17 protein-coding genes are annotated in these 21,693 nt (G+C 63.6%); 7 read left to right on the forward strand and 10 right to left on the reverse strand.

What is annotated here, in order from left to right:
• Positions 1 to 719: 719 nt before the first annotated feature.
• The gene (locus MKZ40_RS11980; RefSeq protein ID WP_254627090.1) at positions 720 to 3,530 is read right to left on the reverse strand and encodes a heavy metal translocating P-type ATPase; all 2,811 of its coding nucleotides are present in this window, start codon (positions 3,528 to 3,530) and stop codon (positions 720 to 722) included.
• The gene (locus MKZ40_RS11985) at positions 3,527 to 3,982 is read right to left on the reverse strand and encodes a MerR family DNA-binding protein (RefSeq protein WP_175089711.1); all 456 of its coding nucleotides are present in this window, start codon (positions 3,980 to 3,982) and stop codon (positions 3,527 to 3,529) included. Before MKZ40_RS11985 ends, MKZ40_RS11980 begins: the two co-directional genes overlap by 4 nt.
• 443 nt (positions 3,983 to 4,425) lie before the next feature.
• Here MKZ40_RS11985 and MKZ40_RS11990 point away from each other — a divergent pair, with 443 nt between their 5' ends.
• Complete coding sequence (locus tag MKZ40_RS11990; protein ID WP_254627089.1) at positions 4,426 to 5,679, forward strand: outer membrane protein transport protein; 1,254 nt, start codon at positions 4,426 to 4,428, stop codon at positions 5,677 to 5,679.
• Positions 5,680 to 5,848: 169 nt separating this feature from the next.
• On the opposite strand, the gene MKZ40_RS11995 is transcribed toward MKZ40_RS11990, so the two are convergent.
• From MKZ40_RS11995 to MKZ40_RS12020, 6 genes are all read right to left on the reverse strand, one after another.
• A complete protein-coding gene (locus tag MKZ40_RS11995; RefSeq protein ID WP_175089709.1) occupies positions 5,849 to 6,931 on the reverse strand; it encodes a porin in 1,083 nt (360 codons plus the stop codon).
• A gap of 318 nt (positions 6,932 to 7,249) precedes the next feature.
• Positions 7,250 to 8,845, reverse strand: a complete 1,596-nt coding sequence (locus tag MKZ40_RS12000; RefSeq protein WP_217485871.1) for an ABC transporter ATP-binding protein — start codon at positions 8,843 to 8,845, stop codon at positions 7,250 to 7,252.
• Between the two features lie 147 nt (positions 8,846 to 8,992).
• A complete protein-coding gene (locus MKZ40_RS12005; protein WP_175089707.1) occupies positions 8,993 to 9,916 on the reverse strand; it encodes an ABC transporter permease subunit in 924 nt (307 codons plus the stop codon).
• Between the two features lie 14 nt (positions 9,917 to 9,930).
• On the reverse strand, positions 9,931 to 10,857 hold the full coding sequence (gene oppB, locus MKZ40_RS12010; protein WP_043337152.1) for an oligopeptide ABC transporter permease OppB: 927 nt from the start codon (positions 10,855 to 10,857) through the stop codon (positions 9,931 to 9,933).
• A 59-nt stretch (positions 10,858 to 10,916) separates the two neighbouring features.
• Positions 10,917 to 12,563 carry a peptide ABC transporter substrate-binding protein gene (locus MKZ40_RS12015; protein WP_254627088.1) on the reverse strand — a complete coding sequence of 549 codons (1,647 nt, stop codon included), beginning with the start codon at positions 12,561 to 12,563 and terminating at the stop codon, positions 10,917 to 10,919.
• A gap of 150 nt (positions 12,564 to 12,713) precedes the next feature.
• Positions 12,714 to 14,339: a peptide ABC transporter substrate-binding protein gene (locus MKZ40_RS12020; RefSeq protein WP_175089706.1), complete on the reverse strand. Its 1,626-nt coding sequence runs from the start codon at positions 14,337 to 14,339 to the stop codon at positions 12,714 to 12,716.
• 419 nt (positions 14,340 to 14,758) lie between these two features.
• On the opposite strand from MKZ40_RS12020, the gene prfB reads away from it, so the two are divergent.
• From prfB to MKZ40_RS12050, 6 genes are all read left to right on the forward strand, one after another.
• Positions 14,759 to 15,857, forward strand: a protein-coding gene (gene prfB, locus MKZ40_RS12025) for a peptide chain release factor 2 (RefSeq protein ID WP_175089705.1) whose coding sequence is annotated in 2 segments (ribosomal slippage) — positions 14,759 to 14,833 and positions 14,835 to 15,857 — 1,098 coding nt in all. Because the reading frame shifts where the segments join, the coding sequence is not laid out codon by codon here.
• Between the two features lie 164 nt (positions 15,858 to 16,021).
• Positions 16,022 to 17,560, forward strand: a complete 1,539-nt coding sequence (gene lysS / locus MKZ40_RS12030) for a lysine--tRNA ligase (RefSeq protein ID WP_175089704.1) — start codon at positions 16,022 to 16,024, stop codon at positions 17,558 to 17,560.
• Between the two features lie 367 nt (positions 17,561 to 17,927).
• Positions 17,928 to 18,311 (forward strand): hypothetical protein, encoded by a 384-nt coding sequence (locus MKZ40_RS12035; protein ID WP_043336300.1) that lies wholly within the window; start codon positions 17,928 to 17,930, stop codon positions 18,309 to 18,311.
• Positions 18,312 to 18,540: 229 nt separating this feature from the next.
• Positions 18,541 to 18,852, forward strand: a complete 312-nt coding sequence (locus MKZ40_RS12040) for a BolA/IbaG family iron-sulfur metabolism protein (protein ID WP_175089703.1) — start codon at positions 18,541 to 18,543, stop codon at positions 18,850 to 18,852.
• 2 nt (positions 18,853 to 18,854) lie between these two features.
• Positions 18,855 to 19,823, forward strand: a complete 969-nt coding sequence (locus MKZ40_RS12045) for a hypothetical protein (RefSeq protein ID WP_175089702.1) — start codon at positions 18,855 to 18,857, stop codon at positions 19,821 to 19,823.
• On the forward strand, positions 19,820 to 20,338 hold the full coding sequence (locus tag MKZ40_RS12050; protein ID WP_175089701.1) for a GNAT family N-acetyltransferase: 519 nt from the start codon (positions 19,820 to 19,822) through the stop codon (positions 20,336 to 20,338). Before MKZ40_RS12045 ends, MKZ40_RS12050 begins: the two co-directional genes overlap by 4 nt.
• 198 nt (positions 20,339 to 20,536) lie before the next feature.
• Here MKZ40_RS12050 and MKZ40_RS12055 read toward each other — a convergent pair whose 3' ends face one another.
• Both MKZ40_RS12055 and rsmD read right to left on the reverse strand, forming a co-directional pair.
• Entirely contained in the window at positions 20,537 to 20,797 is a 261-nt protein-coding gene (locus MKZ40_RS12055; RefSeq protein WP_175089700.1) for a cell division protein ZapB, read from the reverse strand.
• A 182-nt stretch (positions 20,798 to 20,979) separates the two neighbouring features.
• Positions 20,980 to 21,654, reverse strand: coding sequence for a 16S rRNA (guanine(966)-N(2))-methyltransferase RsmD (rsmD, locus tag MKZ40_RS12060; RefSeq protein WP_175089699.1), 675 nt, complete (start codon positions 21,652 to 21,654; stop codon positions 20,980 to 20,982).
• Positions 21,655 to 21,693 lie beyond the last annotated feature (39 nt).

Below are 21,693 nucleotides of genomic sequence, written 5' to 3' on the forward strand. Positions count from 1 at the left end.
AACTCGGAAGTGAAACCGCTTAGCGCCGATGGTAGTGTGGAGTTTCTCCATGTGAGAGTAGGTCATCGTCAGGCACTTATACTGAACCGCCCCTGTAGCCTTGCTGCAGGGGCGGTTCTCTTTGTGCTAAGGAAAAATCATAGGCGCGAAGGTCATGCGTGGGAGAAGCCATGTGCGACATGTGTGGAAAGGCATGCATAGAGACGTCAGCAGATCCGCTGTGCAGAAAGAAGGCCAAAGGAAGCGCCCCTGTCACTGATGTGGCAGGGGCGTTTTTGCATTAACGGCACCTTGATCAAGCGGGATAAATAAGAGGCACGCGGGGTAAAGTAGAGCAAAGCGGCTGTGGAAAACTCAAGACTCGGCAGTGCAGGAGCTATCCATACGAACTCGCGACAGCTATTTTCCCTCCAGTGTGCTGCCGGGGGCCCAGGCCTCGGAGTTGCCGGGCGGCATGCCATGAGCACTCTCGTTGCGAGTCTTGCGAGAGCCGTCTGGTGCTCTTTTAGGCAGGAAGAGGTCACGAAAAAAGCCCTGCCACACAGCGTGTGACAGGGCTTGGAGGTGATAATCTTGTGCGATTGCCTTTGTGCGATCGCCTTGCGCAACTGCAGGACTACAGAGCAAGGCTGGGAGTGTGTTTCATGACTTGGCGAGCCAGAACCACCAGACAATGGCGGCAATCAGGCCGAGTCCTAGCAGATTGATGGCCATGCAGATCATGCTGACGCTCCTTGTGAGGTGGTGGCGGTATTCTCGGGGCTACCCGTTGCGGATCCAGCTGCGCTCGGGGGCGTATATCGACGCAGACGATTGGCATTGGTCACGACGGTGACCGATGACAAGGACATGGCCAGCCCCGCGATGACCGGCGACAGCAACATGCCCGTGAAGGGGTAGAGGATGCCCGCGGCAATCGGGATGCCGATCAGGTTGTAGCCGAAGGCACCCACCAGGTTCTGCTTGATGTTGCGCAGGGTGGCCTGGCTGATCGCGATCGCATCCGCGACCCCGCCCAGCGACGGATGCATCAACGTGATACCGGCGGTCTCGATGGCAACGTCAGTACCTTCGCCCATCGCGAAGCCGACATCGGCCAGCGCCAGCGCCGGCGCATCATTGATGCCATCGCCGACCATGCCCACCACATGACCTTCCTGCTGCAGCCGCGCGATCTCATCATGCTTGTCATCCGGTGAGACGCCAGCACGGTAATCATCGATACCTGTCTCGCGCGCCACGGCCGCTGCCGTGTGAGGGTTGTCACCGGTCAGCATGATCACCTTGAGGCCGATGGCATGCAGGCGAGCAATGGCATCGCGACTATCGTCACGCAGCGGGTCGGCCAGCCCGAAGACGGCGAGCAATTCATCGTCGCGAGCCATCAGGATCAAGGTGCGCGCATTGTCTTCCAGCGCCGTGATCTGCTCGCTGAGAGGAGCAAGGCTGATGCCTGCCTCTTCCAGCATGGCAGCGTTGCCCATGCGCCAGGTGCGACCTGTATCGTCCTGGGCCTGAATGCCGCGCCCGCTGATGGTCTGGTAGTCATGGAAGGCCTTGCTGCGCGAGGCATCGGGGCGTCTGGCTTCGATATGTGCCAGCAGCGCCGCGGCCAGCGGGTGCTCGGAGCCCCGCTCCAGTGCATATGCTGCATCCAGCACGGCTTCCTCGTCTTCCCCTTCGAGGAGCGAGACCTCGGTGACTTCCGGCTTGCCGCGCGTCAGGGTGCCGGTCTTGTCGACCACCAGCGCAGTCAAGCGACTGGCGGTCTGCAGTGCCTCACCGCTGCGTACCAGCACGCCATGCTCCGCTGCCTTGCCGACCCCGATCATGGTCGAGATCGGCGTCGCCAGACCCAGTGCACACGGGCAAGCGATGACGAGTACCGCCGTCGCGACCACCAACATATGGACGCCGGTCGGCGCAGGCCCGAAGTTGAACCACACCAGCGCCGCGACGATGGCGATGATCATCACGCTGGGCACGAACACGCCGGAGATGGTGTCAGCCAGCCGGCCAATCGGCGGGCGCGAATTCTGCGCCTGACGCACCTGGCTGATGATGCGTCCCAGGCGCGTCTCGCTACCGACGCGCTCGACCTCGAAGACCAGGCTGCCACGCGTATTGAGCGTGCCGGCGGCTACTTCATCGCCGATACCGCGTGACACGGGCAGCGGTTCACCGCTGAGCATCGATTCATCGATATGGCTCTGGCCCTCGATGACCCTGCCGTCCACCGGAATGCGCTCACCGGGGCGAATGCGCACCTGGTCCCCGCTGCGGACCTCGTTGATATCGACCTCGTGCTCTTCACCGTCGCGGATCACGCGGGCAGTGCGAGTCTGCAGATCAAGTAGCGCGCGCAGCGCCTGCTGAGTACGGCCCCGGGCGCGGACTTCCAGCGCCTGCCCCAGGCTGATCAAGCCGATGATCATGGTCGAGGCTTCAAAGTAGAGTCCGCGCGCCGCCGGGGGCACGCTGTCGGGAAACAGCAGCACGCCCATGGAGTAGATCCATGCCGCTCCGGTACCGAGCGCCACCAGCGTGTCCATGTTGGCCTGATGGTGCGTGAAGGCCTTCCAGGCGCTGGTGAAGAAGCTGCGTCCTGCCGTGGCGAGCACGCCTAGCACGGCGACGCCGATCGCCAGCCACACCCCGCGCTCGAGCCCCTCGAATCCGGGGTGATGGAAGAACATGCTGATCATCAGGGGGATACCGATGCCCAGCGACAGCACGCTGTCGCGGACACGAGAGCGATATTCCTGATCGGCGTCTTCCTGCTGTTGCTGCTCACCGGCCTGCGCGTCTTCCACCAGGCTTGCCCCGTAGCCGATACCTTCGATGGCAGAGACGATCTCGTCGGGAGCGAGGCGGCTCGTGACCTGGGCGGTGCGTGAGGCGAAGTTGACCTGCGCCTGCTCAACTCCATCCAGGCCATCCAGTGCCTTCTGGATCGTCGCCACGCAGCTGGCACAGGTGACGCCGGACAGTGAGAACTCGGTGCTTGCGCTATCGGCTGGCTGGCTCGCAGTCGCTGCCTTGTTTGCAACGGCCGGGGTATCAGCAGCCGGCGCGACTTGAGCTTCATCCACCTCGGCGGGGGCCTCAAGCGAATAGCCCGTCTCGAGAATGATGCTCTCGAGCAGCCCGCGCGGCAGACAGGCGACCACGTCGAGAGTGTCTTCTTTCGGCGTGCCACTGACTTGCGCGGTGTCATCCCAGTGCTGGATGGCCTCGCGCAATCTGGCGACGCACTTCTGGCAGTGCATGCCGTACACCGACAGATCATGATGGGCGCGTTCCGGCAGGGCTTTCTCCTTGAGGGGGTAGCCGCAGTCTTCCGCGACTTCCTGCAGTGCCGTGGATGATAGCTGGCTGTGCATCAGCAACAGCTCCGCGTCAGGCGCGCCGAGCAACTCGGCCTGCGGGTCCTGCGCCTGCAAGGCACGACGAATCCTGCTGACACAGCCCTGACAATGGATGCCTGGTGCCTGCATAAGTCGCGTCTCGGGAAGTGACGGGGTCATCATGACTGCCCCCCGTCGCGATGTTGAGAAGTGGAAGCGGTGTCGGGCATGTCCTGCGGAAAGCCTTCGATCAGACAGCACACGCTGTTGCCGTCCGGCACGCCATCCGGCAGGTCCTGCCAGCAATCCAGCGCATGCTCCATGCGCCCTGCCAGGGCTTCCAGCTCACGAATTCGCTCGCGCACTTTCGGCAGGTGCTGCCGCAGCAGGTCACGAACCAGTGGGCACGGCGAGTCGTGCTGATCCGCCTGCTCGAGAATCTGTTTGATGTCGGCAAGGCTGAAGCCCAGCTGGCGTGCCTGACTGATGAATTTGAGTCGTACCAGCGCCTGCTCATCAAAGCGCTGATAGTTGTTGACGGGATCACGTCGGGCCGTGATCAGCCCCTGGCGCGTGTAATGGCGAACGGTTTCGGCGGTGACGCCCCCCGCGCGGGCCAGTTCGGCGACTTTCATTGCATCATCTCCTGGTGATCGAGAGTGGCGGAGAGAGCATTCGGCTGCCCTGTAGGTCTGTCGGCAGCCAATGTTCCGTGACTGATCATCAGTGTAAGACTTATGTGTTGCACATAGGTCAAGCGAGCCGATACATACGAAAAATCTGATGTTCGACCAATAGGCTAGAGGGGGGAGAAGAGGGGGCTGTCGTGTTTTAAACGCTGGCGACAAGGCACGAAATCGTCGTCAGGTCATGGGCTTAGCAGCACGTGACAGTGCAGACATGAATGAAAGTTCCCTGAATACTAGAAATCTCCCTATTCAAACAAACGTTCGCCCTTGACTTGAACGCACGACTCGCCCAAAACGTAGATGACAGAGCTATGCATCAACGAATGATAACAACAACATGCGGCTCTCCAGCCACCTGCAATGGGACGCCATCCATAATGAAAAACAAGATGAACAAACTCACCCTCGGGGTCGCTCTGGCAACGGTAGCCACGGCTTATGCCGGTGGCGTTCACGCGGGGGCCTTCCAGCTGAACGAGCAGAGTGTCAGTACCCAGGGCACCTCCTTCGCCGGGCGCGCCTCGAATGCCAATGATGCCTCCACCGTGTTCGGCAACCCCGCCGGCATGTCCTTCCTGGATCGTGCCCAGATCACCGGCGGTGTGACCTATCTTGACGTCAATACCGATATTGATGTCGCCAGCGCGAATGATGCACTCGGTCGGCCAGTCTCTGGCGGAGATGACGGCGACATGGTGCCGGGGGCGGCAGTGCCTTCCTTCTATTACGTGCAGCCGATGAATGATCGGGTAGCACTGGGCTTCGGGGTCTACGCACCCTTTGGCGTGATCACCGATTATGGTTCTGATTTCCGCGGCCGTTATTTCGCCAATTACAGTGAAGTCGAGGTGGTCACCGCCCAGCCGACCATCTCCTACCGCATCAATGACAAGTGGGCCATCGGTGCCGGTGTGACCTACAACAGCATCAAGGGTGAGCTGACGTCGAATACTCTCGATGTCGGCGCAGGCGATGGCAAGGTCAAGATCAAGGGCGACGATGCCGCCTGGGGCTACAACGTCGGGGTCATCTTCCAGCCGGTGGAAAGTACCCGCCTCGGTCTGTCCTATCGCTCCAAGGTGGATTACAGCCTGGAAGGCGAGGCCAAGTACAACAATGTCTTCACTGGCACGGGCTTCGTTAATACCGAGCAGGATGCGTCGCTGGATGTGACCCTGCCGGAAAGCATCGACTTCTCCGTGACGCACAAGCTGGATGATCGCTGGACGCTGATGGCAGGCGTGACCTGGGTGCACTGGAGCCGCTTTGACGAGATCGCGGTGGAAGTCGACAACATGAGCGACATCGTCGAGGAGCAGGGCTACGAGGACAGCTGGCAGTACGCGGTGGGTCTGAGCTATCAGCTCAATCCGCAGTGGGTGCTGCGCACCGGCATGGCCTTCGATGACAGCCCGACCGTGGATGAGCATCGCAGCGCGCGTATCCCGTCCGGGGATCGCACCATCTTCTCGCTGGGGGCCGGCTGGACGCCGATGCCGGAGCTGACCATCGACATGGCCTACACCTACCTGTGGGAAGAGACGGCCACCGTCAGCCTGAGCGAGCCCAACCGTGGTACCTATGAAGCCGATTATGAGAATGAAGCGCATGGCTTCGGTCTCGGCGCGACCTATCGCTTCTGAGTACGTAAGCGGCTGAAACGCTGAGCTGATTTCGGGACAATCGATACAAAGAACGCCCGGTCATATGACCGGGCGTTTTCTTGTCGTCCTGCCGGGTTCATCAGGCAAGGGCGGAACTATCGCCTCAGCGCGAGCATTGGCGAACCGTCACCAGCGTCTGACATGACGATCAGAAGTCGTAACGCGCCAGGAACATCAACTGGTCGCGGTCGGCGCTGTACTCGCTTCCGTCTGACTGGCGGCTGTTGTCGAAGCGATACTCGGTGGCCAGCGTCAGGTCCTTGACCCGCCAGGCTGCGCCCAGAATCTGATAGGCGTAGCGTGCTTCGCTGTCGGCGTCTTCCAGGTGGTTCAGGCCGCCATAGAGCTCGACACTGTCATCACCCCAGATGACCTCCTTGAACTTGTAGTTGACCACGAATTCCGCGCCGCGCGCCTTGTCGACGAAGCTTTCCGAGGAGTCCAGGGTGCTGCCGGCGATGTGATTGCGATATTCCCCGCCGACGAGGGCGATGTACCAGTTGCCCGGCGACCAGTGACCACCGAGCAGCCAGGCATCGATATCGCCGTTCTCGCTGTTGCCGCTCTCGTAGTCGCTCATCTCCGTATGGTGGAAGACCCCGCCTACCGTGAAGTCCTCGTTCGGGTGCCAGTTGAGCGCGGCTTCATAGCTGTAGTCACGCTCATACCCCGAGTACTCGGTCTCGGTGGTGAAGACGCCATCCTCGAAGAGTGAGGTCTCGTTGCTGTGCTGGCCGTCATGGCCGAGCTGGTAGAGCAGGCCGACAGTGACGTCGTCGAAGCCTTTCTTCCAGTACAGCGAGTTGTCCGGCCGCCCCGTGCCATGCAGGCCACCATCACCGCTGCGGCCTTCGAATGTCCCTGACGCCTCGCCACCATTGATCCAGAACCAGTCGGTGTTGACGGCCACCATGTCGTACCAGGGGCCATACTGCTTGCCGACCGTGAAGCTGCCCCATTTCTCGTGGGCCGCTCCGGCGTAGAGCATGCGCTTGTAGTGAGCATCGGTGCCGTCCTTGAACCAGGGATCGAAGCCCCATTCGGCGCGGATGATGGAGCTCCAGCCCTGCTCGAACTGATGCTCGTGGATCAGGCGCACCCGTGAGCCGCCGTTGTAGATCTCGTCGTGTGCGCCATCCTGGATCACCGCAAACGCCGCCAGGCGGCCACTGAACTCGACGCGGTCGGTATCCGTCTTGTAGACCTCGATGGCCTGGGCCATGGGGCTCATGCTCAGCAGTCCCGTGCCGAGCAGGGCTGCGCCAATCGCGTGACGCAGTCGTGAGTGAGTGTGAAGGGGGATGCTGGCTGTTGTTGTAGGTTGCATCGTCATCCTGTGCATGTCTTTCCATCGGCGTGGGTCATGCCGGAGCGTCCTGCTCCGGCCTCGGTCGGGTGCAAGCACCCGGCTGCCCTTGCCCGGGGCGAGGCCGGGCGCTCATCGCCACCCTTCAGGCAGGCAGTAATGAGGCCCTGCGCCTTTTCCCAGGCAAAGTGGGGTCTTGATGGGCGCCGCAGCGCCCATCAGGCATGTCGTCTTTTCAGGGTGTCAGTGGTGCGCCTGGCCCAGGTCCGGGGCGAAGGCGGCCTGCATCAATTCACGCGTATAACGCTCCCGGGGCGCCTCGAAGATGGCGTGGGTACTGCCGTTTTCCACTACCTCGCCTTCCTTCATCACGATGAGGTGGTCTGACAACGCACGCACGACCGCCAGGTCATGGCTGATGAACAGATAGGTCAGGCCATGACGCGCCTGCAGGTCGCGCAGCAGGTCGATCACCGTGACCTGTACCGAGCGGTCCAGCGCCGAGGTCGGCTCGTCCAGCAGCAGGAATTCCGGCTTGAGCACCAGGGCGCGCGCGATGGCGATGCGTTGGCGCTGACCGCCGGAGAACTCATGCGGATAGCGATTGCGCATGCCGGGGTCGAGGCTGACCTCGCTCAGGGCTTCGCAGACCCGCGCATCGCGTTGGGCGCGATTGAGCTCGGGATGATGCACACGCAGGCCTTCGCTGATGATCTCGCCCACGGTCAGGCGCGGCGACAGGGAGCCGAAGGGGTCCTGGAAGACGACCTGCATGCGCGAGCGCAGCGGCCGCATGCCGGGCTTGTCCAGCGCGGCGATGTCCACACCATCGAAGTCGATGTTGCCCTGGCTCTTGAGCAGGCGCAGCAGGGCACGACCCAGCGTCGACTTGCCGGAGCCGGACTCGCCGACGATGCCGATGGTCTGCCCGCGTCGCACCTCGAGATCGATGCCGCGCACCGCCTCGAAGGCGACCTTGGGGCCGAGCAGCGGACGCTTGATGGTGAAGCTGACACGCACATCGCGCGCCGACAGCAGCACTGGTGCATCCGCGGCCACCGGGGCCTTCTCGCCGGCCGGTTCGGCATCGATCAACATGCGGGTGTAGGCGTGCTGCGGGCGCTCGAAGACGTCGTGGGTGGCGCCGGTTTCCAACAGCTCGCCGTGACGCATCACGCAGACGCGGTCCGCGAAGTGGCGCACGATGCTCAGGTCGTGGGTGATGAACAGGATCGCCATGCCGTAGCGCTGCTGCAGCGACTTGAGCAGCCGCAGGATCTGCGCCTGCACCGTGACATCCAGTGCGGTAGTCGGTTCATCGGCGATCAGCAGGTCCGGCTCGCAGGCCAGCGCGATGGCGATCATCACGCGCTGACGCTGGCCACCGGACAGCTCGTGGGGATAGCTGTCGATACGTCGCGCCGGCTCCGGAATGCCGACCTGCTCAAGCAGTTCCAGCGCCTTGTGGCGAGCCGCGCGACCCTTGAGGTCACGATGCAGCGCCAGTACCTCGATGATCTGGCGTCCGATGCGGTGCAGCGGATTGAGCGAGGTCATCGGCTCCTGGAAGACGGTGGCGATGCGGTTGCCGCGCAGCTCGCGCATACGCCGCGTCGAGGCACTCAGCAGGTCTTCGCCGCGCAGGCGGATGGCGCCCTTTATCTCGGCGAGTTCCGGCAGCAGGCGCAGGATGGCGGTGGACGTGACCGACTTGCCGGAGCCGGACTCGCCGACCAGCGCCAGCGTCTCGCCCTTGTTGAGGGTGAAGCTGACGCCCTTGACGGCGGGTACCGCGCCGTCCGGCAGCTGGAAGTCGACCTTGAGATCATCGACCTCCATCAGCGGCGGCGTGCCCGGCGCCTCGGCGGCCAGGCCCAGGCGAGTCAGGGTGTCGGCGCGCGCCTGGTCGGCGGCGTTGCGTGCTGGCGGCAGGCTGGAGGAGGTGCCGGAGGTAGAGGGTGAAGAAGTCATGATCAGCGCTCCGGTTCAGCGAGTCTTGGGGTCGAGGGCATCACGCAGCCCATCGCCGAGGAAGTTGAGGCAGAACAGGGTCGCGGCGAGGAAGGCCGAGGGCACCAGCAGCATCCAGGGCGCGGTCTCCATCATGTCCTTGCCTTCGGAGATCAACACGCCCCACGAGGTCAGCGGTTCCTGCACGCCGAGACCGAGGAACGACAGGAAGCTTTCCAGCAGGATTACCTTGGGCACCGTCAGCGTGACGTAGACGATCACCGGGCCCAGCGCATTGGGGATCAGGTGGCGGGTGACCACCTGCAGGTCGCGCACCCCCAGCGCATGCGCCGCCTCGACGAATTCGCGCTTCTTGAGCGCCAGCACCTGGCCGCGCACGATACGCGACATGTCCAGCCACTCCACCGCACCGATGGCGGCGTAGATCAGGAAGATGTTGCGACCGAACACCACCATCAGCAGGATCACCAGGAACATGAATGGCAGCGAATACATGATGTCGACGAAGCGCATCATCAGGTTGTCGGTGCGTCCGCCGAAGTAGCCGGAGACGGCGCCGTAGAGCACGCCGATCACCAGACTGACGAAGGTGGCGACCAGCGCCACCGACAGCGAGATCTGGCCGCCATGCAGGGTGCGGGTCAGCAGGTCGCGGCCGTTGACGTCGGTGCCGAAGACGTGGCCGGAGGCCAGGTCCGGGCCGGTGCCGATGGCGTTCCAGTCGACTTCATCGAGTTCGAAGGGCGTCAGCCACGGGCCGATCAGGCAGGCCAGCACGATGATGGCCATCACCACCAGGCTGCACATGGCGGCGCGATTCTGCTTGAGGCGACGCCAGGCGTCGCGGGTCAGGCTGTCGCCTGCCGGCGCGGCAGGGGGCTGGCCGTCGAAGGCACTGGCACCGCCGGTGCCGTGGGGGGCGGGAGTTGTCTGTGACATGTCAGGGCCTCGGGTCAGTCGTCGTAGCGGATCTGCGGGTCGAGCATGCTGTAGAGCAGATCGACGATCAGGTTGAGCAGCAGGATCAAGGCGCCATAGAAGACCACCGTGCCCATCACCAGGGTGTAGTCACGATTGAGCGCACCCTGCACGAAATAGCGCCCGATGCCGGGAATGCCGAAGATCTGCTCGATCACCACCGAGCCGGTGATGATGCCGGCGATGGCCGGGCCGAGGTACGAGACCACCGGCAGCATCGCCGGTCGCAATGCATGGCGCAGAATCACCTTCCACTCGCTCAGGCCCTTGGCGCGGGCGGTGCGGATGTAGTGGCTGCCGAGCACCTCGATCATGCTGGCGCGCATCATGCGGGCGATGTAGGCGATCTGCTGGATGGAGAGCGCCACCACCGGCAGCAGCAGGTTCTGCCAGGCGCCGCCGTTCCAGCCGCCGGCCGGCAGCCAGCCAAGCAGCACGCCGAACACCAGCGCCAGCAGCGGGGCGATCACGAAGTTGGGCACCGCGATCCCCGCCAGCGCAGTACTCATCACCACATAATCTGCCGTCGAGTTGCGCCGGATGGCCGCGATCACCCCCAGCGGCACCCCGATCAGCAGCGCGGCCAGAATCGCCCACATGCCCAGTTCCAGGCTGGCCGGGAAGCCCTGGCTGATCAGCTCGCTGACATCGAAGTCCTTGTACTTGAAGGACGGGCCGAGATCGCCCTGCACCAGATCACCCAGATAGCGCAGATACTGCATCGGCAATGGCTCATCCAGGTGATAGGCCGCGCGCAGGTTCTGCTCGATTTCCGGGGGGAGACGGCGCTCGCCATCGAAGGGGCCGCCCGGAGCGACCCGCATCAGGAAGAACGATAGGGTGATCACGATCAGCAGGGTGGGAATCGCCTGCAGCAACCGTTTGAGGGTGTAGCTCAGCATCCAGTGCTCCGTCCGAGCCGCTGCCCGGGTGTGTCGTTGTTATTGGTGACTGTCGTCTGTCAGCGCGAGGTATCGATCTGCAGATAGCGACTCGGGTGCACGTCCAGCGCATTGGGCGCCCAGCCGCTGATGGCGGGGTCGACAAGACTGGAGGTGACATAGTCGTAGAGCGGCAGCACCACATCGTGGTCGAGCAGATACTGCTCGGCGTCATGGAGCTGGCGCTGGCGGGTGCCAGTGTCTCCTTCACGCGCCGCCGTCTCGATCAGCGCATCGTAGGTCGGCGAGCTGAGCCCGGGCGCGTTGGAGGTGTTGTCGCTGCTGAAGGAGTTCAGGAAGTCGTATGCATCGGCGATGGTGGCGATCATGCCGTAACGCCCGACTTCGAAATCGCCCAGCGCCAGATCGCGGTAATGCACCGCGGCCTCGGTGTTGGTCAGCGTCACCTTCACGCCCAGCGGTTTCCACATCGCCCCGAGGGCCACGGCGATCTTCTTGTGGTCTTCCAGGGTGTTGTAGCGCAGGGTCAGCTCAAGCGGGGTTTCCGGGCCGTAGCCCGCGTCGGCCATCAGCTCACGCGCCTTCGCCATCCTCCGGTCCATCAACCAGTCAGCGAAGTCGAAGCGCGCGCCCTGATGTTCACTCAATGCCTTCGGCACGAAGTGCCAGGAGGGAATCTGGCCCATGCCGAGAATGCGCTCGGTAATCACCTCACGGCGCGTGGCCAGATTCAGCGCGCGACGAATGCGCTGGTCGGCCACGGGTGAGCCCTCGCGCAGATTGAAGACATAGAAGTACTCGCCGAGGATCGGGTAGGTGTGCAGGGCAGCGGCCAGATTGTCCTGAATCCAGGCGTAGTGGCTGGCGGGCACGCCGTAGGCGATCTCGACTTCGCCGGCGCGAAAGCGATTGAGCGCGGCATGACTCTCCTCGATGGGCAGGTAGACCACCTCATCGAGCGCGACCGTGTCTGCCGCGTGATAGCGAGCATTGGGTGACAGTGTGATATGCGACTGTGGCGCCCATTCGTTGAGCACGAAGGCACCCGAGGTGACCATGTTGGCCGGCCGCGTCCAGTCAGCGCCCTTGGCCGCGATCACATGGCGTGGCAGCGGGGCGGCTTCGCTCATCGCCAGCGTCTGCGCCAGCGTCGCCGAGGGATGACTGAGCGTGATGGTGAGCGTCTGCGCATCGGGCGCGGTCACGCCGAGTTGCTCCGGTGCCAGCGCGCCGGTATTCACCGCGCGAGCATTGACGATCGGGTAGTAGAGCGTGGCGTTGTGGGCCGCGGTGGCGGGTGTCAGCAGGCGGCGCAGCGCGAAGACGGCATCCTGGGCGGTCAACGGCGTGCCGTCTGACCACTCGAGCCCCTCGCGCAGATGAAAGGTCCAGCTCAGCCCATCGGCGGACGACTCCCAGCGCTCTGCCAGCCCGGGAATCAGCTCGCCGTCGGCGGAGTAGGCGATCAGCGGCTCGAACAGATCACGCGTGATGCGTGTCTCCCAGGTGCCGCTGGTCTGCTGCGGGTCCAGCGACGCCGGCTCGGCGCCATTGGCGATACGCAGGATCTGTTCGCCTTGGCTTGCAGGGCTTGTGGATTGTGCGGCCATGGCGCTGCCGGAAGCGCCGATGGAGAGAGAAAGAACGGACAGCAGCAGGCCTGCGCTGAGGCTTGCCGCGCATTGCATCGGTGAGGTGGGGGACATGCATGAACTCCTTGTCACGCCCGTGGGGCGCGACGTCATCTTCTGGTGCCATCCTTGGCAGATGCCACGCTCCTGCCCTGCCGGACACGAGCGTGGACCCATGACGATCTAGAGAACCGCGAGCCAGGTCAGAGGCTCACAGGGCTTGCCTCACTCGGAGAACGAGACCCAGCGCGAGCGGTGGGTATCCTCGATGTTGTCCTGCCAGCCGTTGAGCTTGGGGTTCACCAGATTGCGCGACACGTAGTAGTAGATCGGCAGCACTGCGTAGTCATCCAGCGCCTTGCGCTCGGCGTCCTGCATCAGTGCCTCGCGATCCTCCATGTCGAGCGTATTGGCAGCCTCTTGCATGTCGTCATCCAGCGCACTGTTGGAATAGGCGCCGTAGTTGTTGGGCACGCCGCTTTCCAGCAGGTTGAGGAAGTTCTGGGCGTCGTTGTAGTCGCCGATCCAGCCGGCGCGGCCGACATCGAACTTGCCCTGGCGCATGTCCTCGTAGTGCACCGCGACTTCGGCGTTCAGCAGATTGACCTTCACGCCCAGCGGCTTCCACATCGCGGCGGCGGCGATGGCCACCTTCTTGTGGTCTTCGCTGGTGTTGTAGCGCAAGGTCAGCTCCAGCGGGTTGTCCGGGCCATAGCCGGCGTCTTCCATCAGGGACCTGGCCTTCTGCATGCGCTCATCCATCGACATGTCCTTGAAGGCCATTTCCTGGATGTCGTAATGGTTCACGCCGGTGGGCACGAAGCTGTAGGCCGGCACTTCGCCGGTGCCGAGGATCTTGTCGGTGATGACGTTGCGGCGGATGGAGAGGTTGAGCGCCTCACGCACGCGCGGGTCTGCCGTGGCATGGCCATCGCGCGAGTTGAGCACGTAGTAGTAGATGCCCAGGTAGGGCGCGACGTGGGTGGCGTCCGGCAGGTTGTCCTTCAGCCAGCCGTATTGCTGGGTCGGGAATTCGCGCGCGATGTCGATCTCGCCGGCGCGGAAGCGCTTCAGGGCGCTGTTGCGCTCCTCGATGGGGTAGTAGATCACCTCATCCAGCGCGACCTCATTGGCATCGTGGAACTCAGGATTCTTGAGCGCGACGATGCGGGTCTGCGGCTGCCACTCGCTCAGCTCGAAGGCACCGTTGGAAACCATCTTGCCGGGGTCGGTCCAGTCCTTGCCGTACTTCTCCACCACATGTTTCGGCAGCGGGTAGGCGGTGTAGTGCGACAGCTGATCCAGGAAGTAGGGCGTCGGACGCTCGAGGGTGATCTCGAGGGTGTGATCATCCACGGCACGCACGCCGAGGGTGTCCGGCTCGGCCTCGCCGCTGTTGATGGCCTTGGCATTCTTGATCGGATACAGGATGTAGGCGTAATCCGAGGCATTTTCCGGCGTCATGATGCGCTTGAGCGCGTACACGAAGTCCTCGGCGGTCACCGGCTCACCGTCTGACCACTTGCCGTCCTGGCGCAGCGTGAAGGTGTAGGTCTTGCCATCGTCGGAAATCTGCCATGACTCGGCCGCACCGGGGATGCGCTCGCCATCGGCGGCTTCAGTGACCAGCCCCTCGAAGAGGTCGCCCACCACGTCATTTTCCCAGGTGCCGGAAATCTGCTGCGGGTCCAGCGAGGCCGGTTCGCCCATGATCGCCAGCTTGAGCGTGTCGGCCATGATGCCCTGGGAGGCGACGATGCCCCCGGCCAGCAGCAGAGAACCTGCCAGGCGTTTGAGCGCGAAGCGTCTGGGCAGTGCGGGGGTGTGAGAGGGGGAGTGCAGTCGTGCCATGATAGGGAGGCTCGCTATTGTTGTTAGGGGTGACACCAGTGTCGCCTTCTACCATCGAATCTTTTCCTGCCCGCTGTCCATGTTAAAAAATGGATGGCTTATGCATGCATTCGATAAACGTCATGCAAGGCGCGGAAAATCGGGCCATTCGAGGCTGACGGACGTTTGAATGACTTTGGTCGTATTCGTCGCCTGCCCGCTGATGGGCGGCATGTCTGGCAGCCGAGAACCGTCGCTGGCCAGCTGGCCACGGATGATGAACCGGGCATGGTCGGCACGCCGGGAAATGGCTACAATATCGGGCTTTGCGCGCTGTCGATCTGCACATGCACCTCCGGGTGGCATGTAGCGGAGCCCGTCGCTTGCGACAGGATCGCCGCGCACCCATTCACGCATCATCGCCTCAAGACAGGACGACCATGCAAGAGATCAATCCGATCACCAACCTCATCAAGGACCTGTCCGAAAGGGCAGAAGTCCTGAGGGGGTACCTTTGACTATGCCGAAAAGCAGGATCGGCTAGAGGAAGTCACTCGCGAGCTCGAGAATCCGGATGTCTGGAATGACCCGGACTACGCGCAGAAGCTCGGCAAGGAGCGTGCGTCGCTGGAGCTGATCGTCAAGACCCTCGACGACATGAGCAACGGTCTGTCCGACTGCTCCGATCTGCTGGAAATGGCGGTCGAGGAAGAGGACGAAGGCACCGTGGACGAAGTCGTCCGCGAGCTGGACCAGCTCAAGGCCAGTCTCGAGAAGCTCGAGTTCCGCCGCATGTTCTCGGGTGAGATGGACGCCAACAACGCCTACCTCGACATCCAGGCAGGCTCCGGCGGTACCGAAGCGCAGGATTGGGGCAACATGTTGCTGCGCATGTACCTGCGCTGGGCCGAGCATCACGGTTTCAAGACCGAGATCGTCGAGGCGAGCGCCGGTGAAGTCGCCGGCATCAAGTCCGCGACCATCCACGTCGAGGGTGATTACGCCTTCGGTTGGCTGCGCACCGAGCTTGGCGTGCACCGTCTGGTCCGCAAGAGTCCCTTCGACTCCGGCGGCCGTCGTCACACCTCGTTCGCGTCCGTGTTCGTGTCGCCGGAAATCGATGACAACATCGAGATCGACATCAACCCGGCCGACCTGCGCACCGATACCTACCGCTCCTCCGGCGCCGGTGGTCAGCACGTCAACACCACCGACTCCGCGGTACGTATCACCCACGTGCCGACAGGCATCGTGGCGGCCTGCCAGACCGAGCGTAGCCAGCATTCCAACCGTGACCGCGCCATGAAGATGCTGAAGGCGCGTATCTACGAAGCCGAGATGCAGAAGCGCAACGCCGCCAAGCAGGAACTCGAGGACTCCAAGTCCGATATCGGCTGGGGCAGCCAGATCCGCTCCTACGTCCTCGATGACCAGCGCATCAAGGACCTGCGGACCAGCGTCCAGTCGAGCAACTGTGACAAGGTGCTCGACGGCGACCTCGATGACTTCATCGTCGCCAGCCTCAAGATGGGGCTCTGAGCGCGAGTACCCTCGCGGCCCAGTGCCTATTCGCCTCCGTCGGTATCGCCGGCGGAGGCCACGAATCCCCGTATCGCGGTCAGCACTGATGGTCACTACCGTCAGGCTGATCATGATCTGTCGTGGCCCAGGCCATGACCCTTTGACACGAGACAGGCCCCTCCATGTCGACAGAGCAGACCCCCGCCATTGATGAGCAGCAGGCCGCCGAACAGGCTCAGGAAGAGAACCGTCTGATCGCCGAACGTCGCGCCAAGCTGAACGCCCGCCGCGAGCAGGCCGCCGCCGAAGGCAAGAGTGCCTTCCCGAATGATTTCCGTCGTGACAGCCTCGCCGCTGACCTGATGGAAGAGCTGGGCGAGAAGGACAAGGCCGAGCTGGAGACGCTGGACCGCAAGGCCGCCGTCGCCGGGCGTATCATGCGCAAACGTGGCCCCTTCATCGTGCTGCAGGAAGTCTCCGGCCAGATTCAGCTCTACGTCGACAAGAAGGGCCTGCCGGAAGCGCTGCTCGAGGACATCAAGAGCTGGGATATCGGTGACATCGTCGGTGCCAGTGGCCCGGTGCACAAATCTGGCAAGGGCGATCTGTACGTCATGATCGAAAGCGCCCAGCTGATGACCAAGAACCTGCGTCCGCTGCCGGACAAGTTCCACGGTCTGTCCGATCAGGAAATGCGCTACCGCCAGCGTTATGTCGACCTGATCATGAACGAGCAGTCACGCCGTACCTTCGCGCTGCGTGCCGGCATCGTCGCCTCCATCCGTCGCTTCCTCAGCGATCGCGGCTTCATGGAAGTCGAGACGCCGATGCTGCAGCAGATCCCGGGTGGCGCGACCGCACGTCCGTTCATCACGCACCACAATGCGCTGGACATGGAAATGTACCTGCGCATCGCGCCGGAGCTGTACCTCAAGCGTCTGGTGGTGGGTGGCTTCGAGCGCGTGTTCGAGATCAACCGCAACTTCCGCAACGAAGGGCTGTCGACGCGTCACAACCCCGAGTTCACCATGCTCGAGTTCTACTGGGCCTACGCGGACTACCGTGACCTGATCGCGCTCACCGAAGACATGATCCGCACTGCCGCCCAGGAAGTGCTCGGCACCACGCAGATCACCTGTCAGGGCAGCGAGTACGACCTGAGCCAGCCGTTCATCCAGATGACCATGCGCGAGTCGATCATCAAGTACGGCGATGGCATCACCGAAGCTGACCTGGCAGATTACGACGCCGCCCGCGCCACGGCGGAGCGTCTCGGTATCCAGGTCAAGCCGATCTGGGGGCTGGGCAAGCTCGAGACCGAGATCTTCGAAGCCGTCGCCGAGCACCGTCTCGACCAGCCGACCTTCATCACCGAATATCCGGCCGAAGTCAGCCCGCTGGCGCGCCGCAACGATGCCAACCCGCACGTGACCGATCGCTTCGAGTTCTTCGTCGGTGGCCGCGAGATCGCCAATGGCTTCTCGGAGCTCAACGACGCCGAAGACCAGGCCGAACGCTTCCAGGCCCAGGTGGCCGAGAAGGACGCCGGTGATGACGAAGCCATGTTCTATGACGCCGACTACGTGCGCGCGCTGGAATACGGCATGCCGCCGACCGCCGGTGAAGGCATCGGCATCGACCGTCTGGTGATGCTGCTGACCGACAGCGCCTCCATCCGCGACGTGCTGCTGTTCCCGGCCATGCGTCCGCAGCAGGGCTGAGCAGCAGGCCGCCAGCCCCTCATGATGTGTCGGCGTGATGCGCCATCGTGATGGGCCACGCTGGTGGCACCCACAACGCCTCCGATCCCTGATCGGGGGCGTTGTGGTCTCTGGCTCACACGAATGACGGACGACGAGTGCCCCGCGGGGCATGATCGGTGCCGATGAGGCAAGGTGGCGCTTGGCTTTGTTGCCCGCGAGCGGCCATAATGGTCGGCGTCCAGTCTGCTGGCGCCCTGGCACTGCCAGGGTGACGCGCTGGACGCCTCGAGGCTCACCCGCATCGCGTGCCTGCTTTCTGAGCGGCGCTGCCATCCACGGTGTGTCCTGTCTCGGAATTGTCCCTGAATGTCCTGGAGAGTGCAGAATGAAGCTGCTTAACCGTTCCGCCCTGAGCGTCAAGCCGACCCAGGCGTTTGTCGACTGGATCAACTCGCTGGAATCCGAAGGCGAGGGAGGTGAGGATCTGGCGCTGGAGGATGTCAATCAGGAGAGCACCGTCTACCTGATTCCCGAGATGGACACGCGTGAGGCGCTGGACGGCTTCGTCTCCGAGCGCTGGCTGGACGTGCTGGAGAGCGAGCTGCGCGCCTGGGAAGAAGACACCCGCCATTGGCCGGAGCCGATGGACAAGGCACTCTTCGAGCGCTTCCTGACCGTCGAGCACAGCTATCTGGCGGTTGACCTGGACGACGAGGCACCGCTGGAAGTCAGCGAAGTCGATGACGAGCTGCTGGCCGATCTGGACTGACCCTCTGTCATGCTCGTGCAGATCGTCAGGCGCGTGATGGGCGCCGTCGCCGCACTTTTCGCAAGAGCTGTCAGCAAGCGCCGTCAGCAATGACTGTCAGTGATGGCGACAGACGCTACAATGGCCTCGGGCAAAATGCCCGAGGCCATTTGCGTTGTGGCGATCGCATCGTCACCCTCAATTTTCCGCATGCCCGTCGTGCGGCTTCCCCCCTTCAAGGAGATTGCGCATGAGCATCCAGACCCAGATAGACACCAAGCTCGCGACGCTTGACCCGTTGATGGTCGAAGTCGTCAACGAGAGCCATATGCATAGCGTGCCGGCCAACTCCGAGACCCACTTCAAGGTGACCCTGGTCAGCGATCGCTTCAGCGGCCTGTCGCGGGTCAAGCGTCACCAGCAGCTGTATGCCTTGCTCAGCGAAGAGCTGGATGGCCCGGTACATGCACTGGCACTGCACCTGTACACCGCGCAGGAGTGGGCGGCACGCGGCGGCGAGATTCCAAACTCCCCCAACTGTCTGGGCGGCGGCAAGCACTGACCATGACCCCTGAACCGCAACGCCTGCAATATCTGGACGCGATGGGACTGACCGCCTGGGTCGGTCGCTATCAGCTGCCCAATGCCTTGCCCACCCAGGCGTGTGACTGGCCCGAACCGCAAGCGGCGGAGGCGGTCGCGCCCCAGGCGCGCCTGCACGCGCTGATCGATGAGGCGCCGCGTCCGCCTGCTGCCCACCAGACGGCGGATGCCAGCCATGGCTCCTCCGCTCAGGCTGGCGGCATGGCCGGCAGCGCTGTGCCACGCCCGCCAGGGCCTTCTCCGGCCTCGAGTGCACGCGCCTTGCTGGGCATGGCGCCGGCGGCGGTCGAAGCCCCCGCTGCGGCCTCGCCGACGTCCGGCGCTGCCGAGACCAGCAGCACCGCCTCGTGGGGCACGCCGCCGACGCAGGTCTCGGCCGAGGCGCCGGCAGTAGATGAGGCAGTGACACCGCCAGCGGCAGACAAGCCGCCACTGCGCTTCAGCGTTCAGCTGGCGGCGCTGGAAGGACGCTGGTTGATCATGCTGCCCGGCGACGAGGCACCGCACCTGGAAGGGGAGGCCTTGCTCAAGGCGTTGTGGCGCGCTGCCGGTATCGAGACGGCATCAGGGCTCACCTTCAGCCACTTCCGCTGGCCGCTGCTGCCCCATCTCAAGGCCAGTGCGCCACTCGAGGAAGCCCGCGAAGGATTGCAAGCCTTCCTGAGTGGCCCGGCGCGTCGTGGTTGGCAGCCGGAGCGGCTGTTGATCTTCGGCAATGATGAGGCAAGCCAGACGCTGCACGAGGTGCTCGGTATCTCTACCTCCGAGCGCGGCGAGGCGACTACCAGCCTGCTGAACCTGCCGGTCTGGCAGGGGCCTGCGTTGTCGGCGCTGGCGCGCTCCAGTGAGGCCAAGCGCAAACTGTGGCCGCTGTTGATCCGCTGGGGACGCGAGTGGCAGTCGGCATCGCCGCAGACGGACGCCTCATGAGCGGGCCAGTTTCTCGGTGCCTCGAGCTGCGTGAGCTGGCCGATGATCAAGCGACCCTGACGGCGCTGGAGGCCATCGAGGCCAGCCAGGCACACGGCCTGAGCCAGTCACAGCTGATCGATGTGCTCAACGATGACGCGCGCTGTGTGCTGGGCGCCTGGTGGCAGGCCTGTGAGCCGTCGGACGGTGAGACGCCGACTGCAGAGTTGATCGGCTTCGTGGTGTTGGCGCGCGGGCCCTTCGAGGCCGAGATCGAGGCGATCACCGTGCACGCCGCGCAGCGCGGGCAGGGCGTTGGTGCACGCCTTTTGGCCGCCGCCATCGCGCAGGCGCGTGACTGGCAACGTGACTCGGGGCTTGAGCGTCTGCTGCTGGAGGTACGCGCCAGCAATGCCGCCGCCGCAGCTCTCTACGCGAAAGTCGGTTTCACCCGGGATGGAGTGCGCAAGGGCTACTACCCGATGGTGGATGGCGGGCGTGAAGATGCCTGGCTCATGTCGCTGCCGCTGATGTGAGAGCCGTATCCAGCGCAACCCTGGGTTCCGACGACAACTCTGGTGCTGGCACCGATACGAAAACGCCGCTGACAGTCTCCTGTCGGCGGCGTTTTCATGAGGCCCTGTTCATGCACTCTTGTTCAAGCGCTCCTGTTCAAGAGTCATTGTTCAAGAGTGCATGTTCACGCGGCCCAGCGCTCAGGACACGCGGGAGCATCAGGCGCTCTGGGTTTCGCTCTCGGTCTCGCTGAAGCGTGCGACCAGCGCTTCCAGACGGCTCGCCCACTGCTCACGCTCTTCCTGCAGTTGAGCGTTGGTCTGGCGCAGCTGCTCCAGCTCTTCGCCCTGACCTGTCTTGGCTTCGGTCAGGCGCTGGTTCTCTTCCTTCAGCTCTTCGACTTCCATCTTCAGCATCTCGATGCTGTCGATGGCCTGGCCGACTTTCTGCTCAAGTTGGGTAAAGAGTTCGGTGCTCATGCTATCTCCTTGTCGAGTCACGGTCGTGGCCCGAGGGGGTTCGTTGAGGGCGGTAAAGATATACGGTAAATGCTGGTGCGATGAATATCGGCCATGTCGGGAATCCTTGCCGGATGGCGCAGCGATACCCGCCTGCAGGCAGACTACGACGCCGCCTGAGTCGACACAAGTGGGAAGGTGGCTCAGGCGGGCGGATGGCGCCGATACAGGCGGCCATGACTGTCGCCGGCACGGCTTTCCCGGTGCAGCTGCCAGTTGGCGGGCACCACGGGGCCGAGGCCGGATTCCACTTCCAGATAGATCATGGCGTCATCGCTCAGCCAGCCATGCGCTTCGAGCAGTGCGCAGCTCGCGGCGGCCAGCTCGAGCCGGAAGGGCGGATCGAGCAGCACCAGATCCATGCCGCCCGCGGCGGGAGTGGCCGTCTCGAGCCAGTGCAGGACATCGCCGGTCACCACCTGTGTTGGCAGACTGTCACCGTTGGCGAGGGTCGCGAGATTGGCTTCGAGCGCACGCGCGACGCGGCTGTCGCGTTCCACGAAGGTGACATGCGCCGCCTCACGCGACAGCGCCTCGAGGCCCAGCGCGCCGCTGCCGGCGTAGAGGTCAAGCACGCGGGCGCCGCCGACATGAAAGCCCAGCCAGTTGTAGAGCGTCTCACGCACGCGGTCGGGTGTCGGGCGCAGGCCCGGTGCGTCGATCACGTTGAGCAGGCGGCGCTTGAAGCGCCCGCCGATGATGCGCAGGCGACCTGGCCCACCGGCGGCCTGGCCACGCTTGCCGCTCTGTTTGTCAGCGCGCGAGGGCGCGTTGGATCTGCCCCGTGCGGGGCCTTGGGAGGATGCGCGTTTTTTCATGCCGCGAGTCTAGCATGTGCGACGCCGGATGCCGCGCGG

It is taken from the genome of Cobetia sp. BMC6 (assembly GCF_029991385.1).
In the GTDB taxonomy this organism is placed as follows: domain Bacteria; phylum Pseudomonadota; class Gammaproteobacteria; order Pseudomonadales; family Halomonadaceae; genus Cobetia.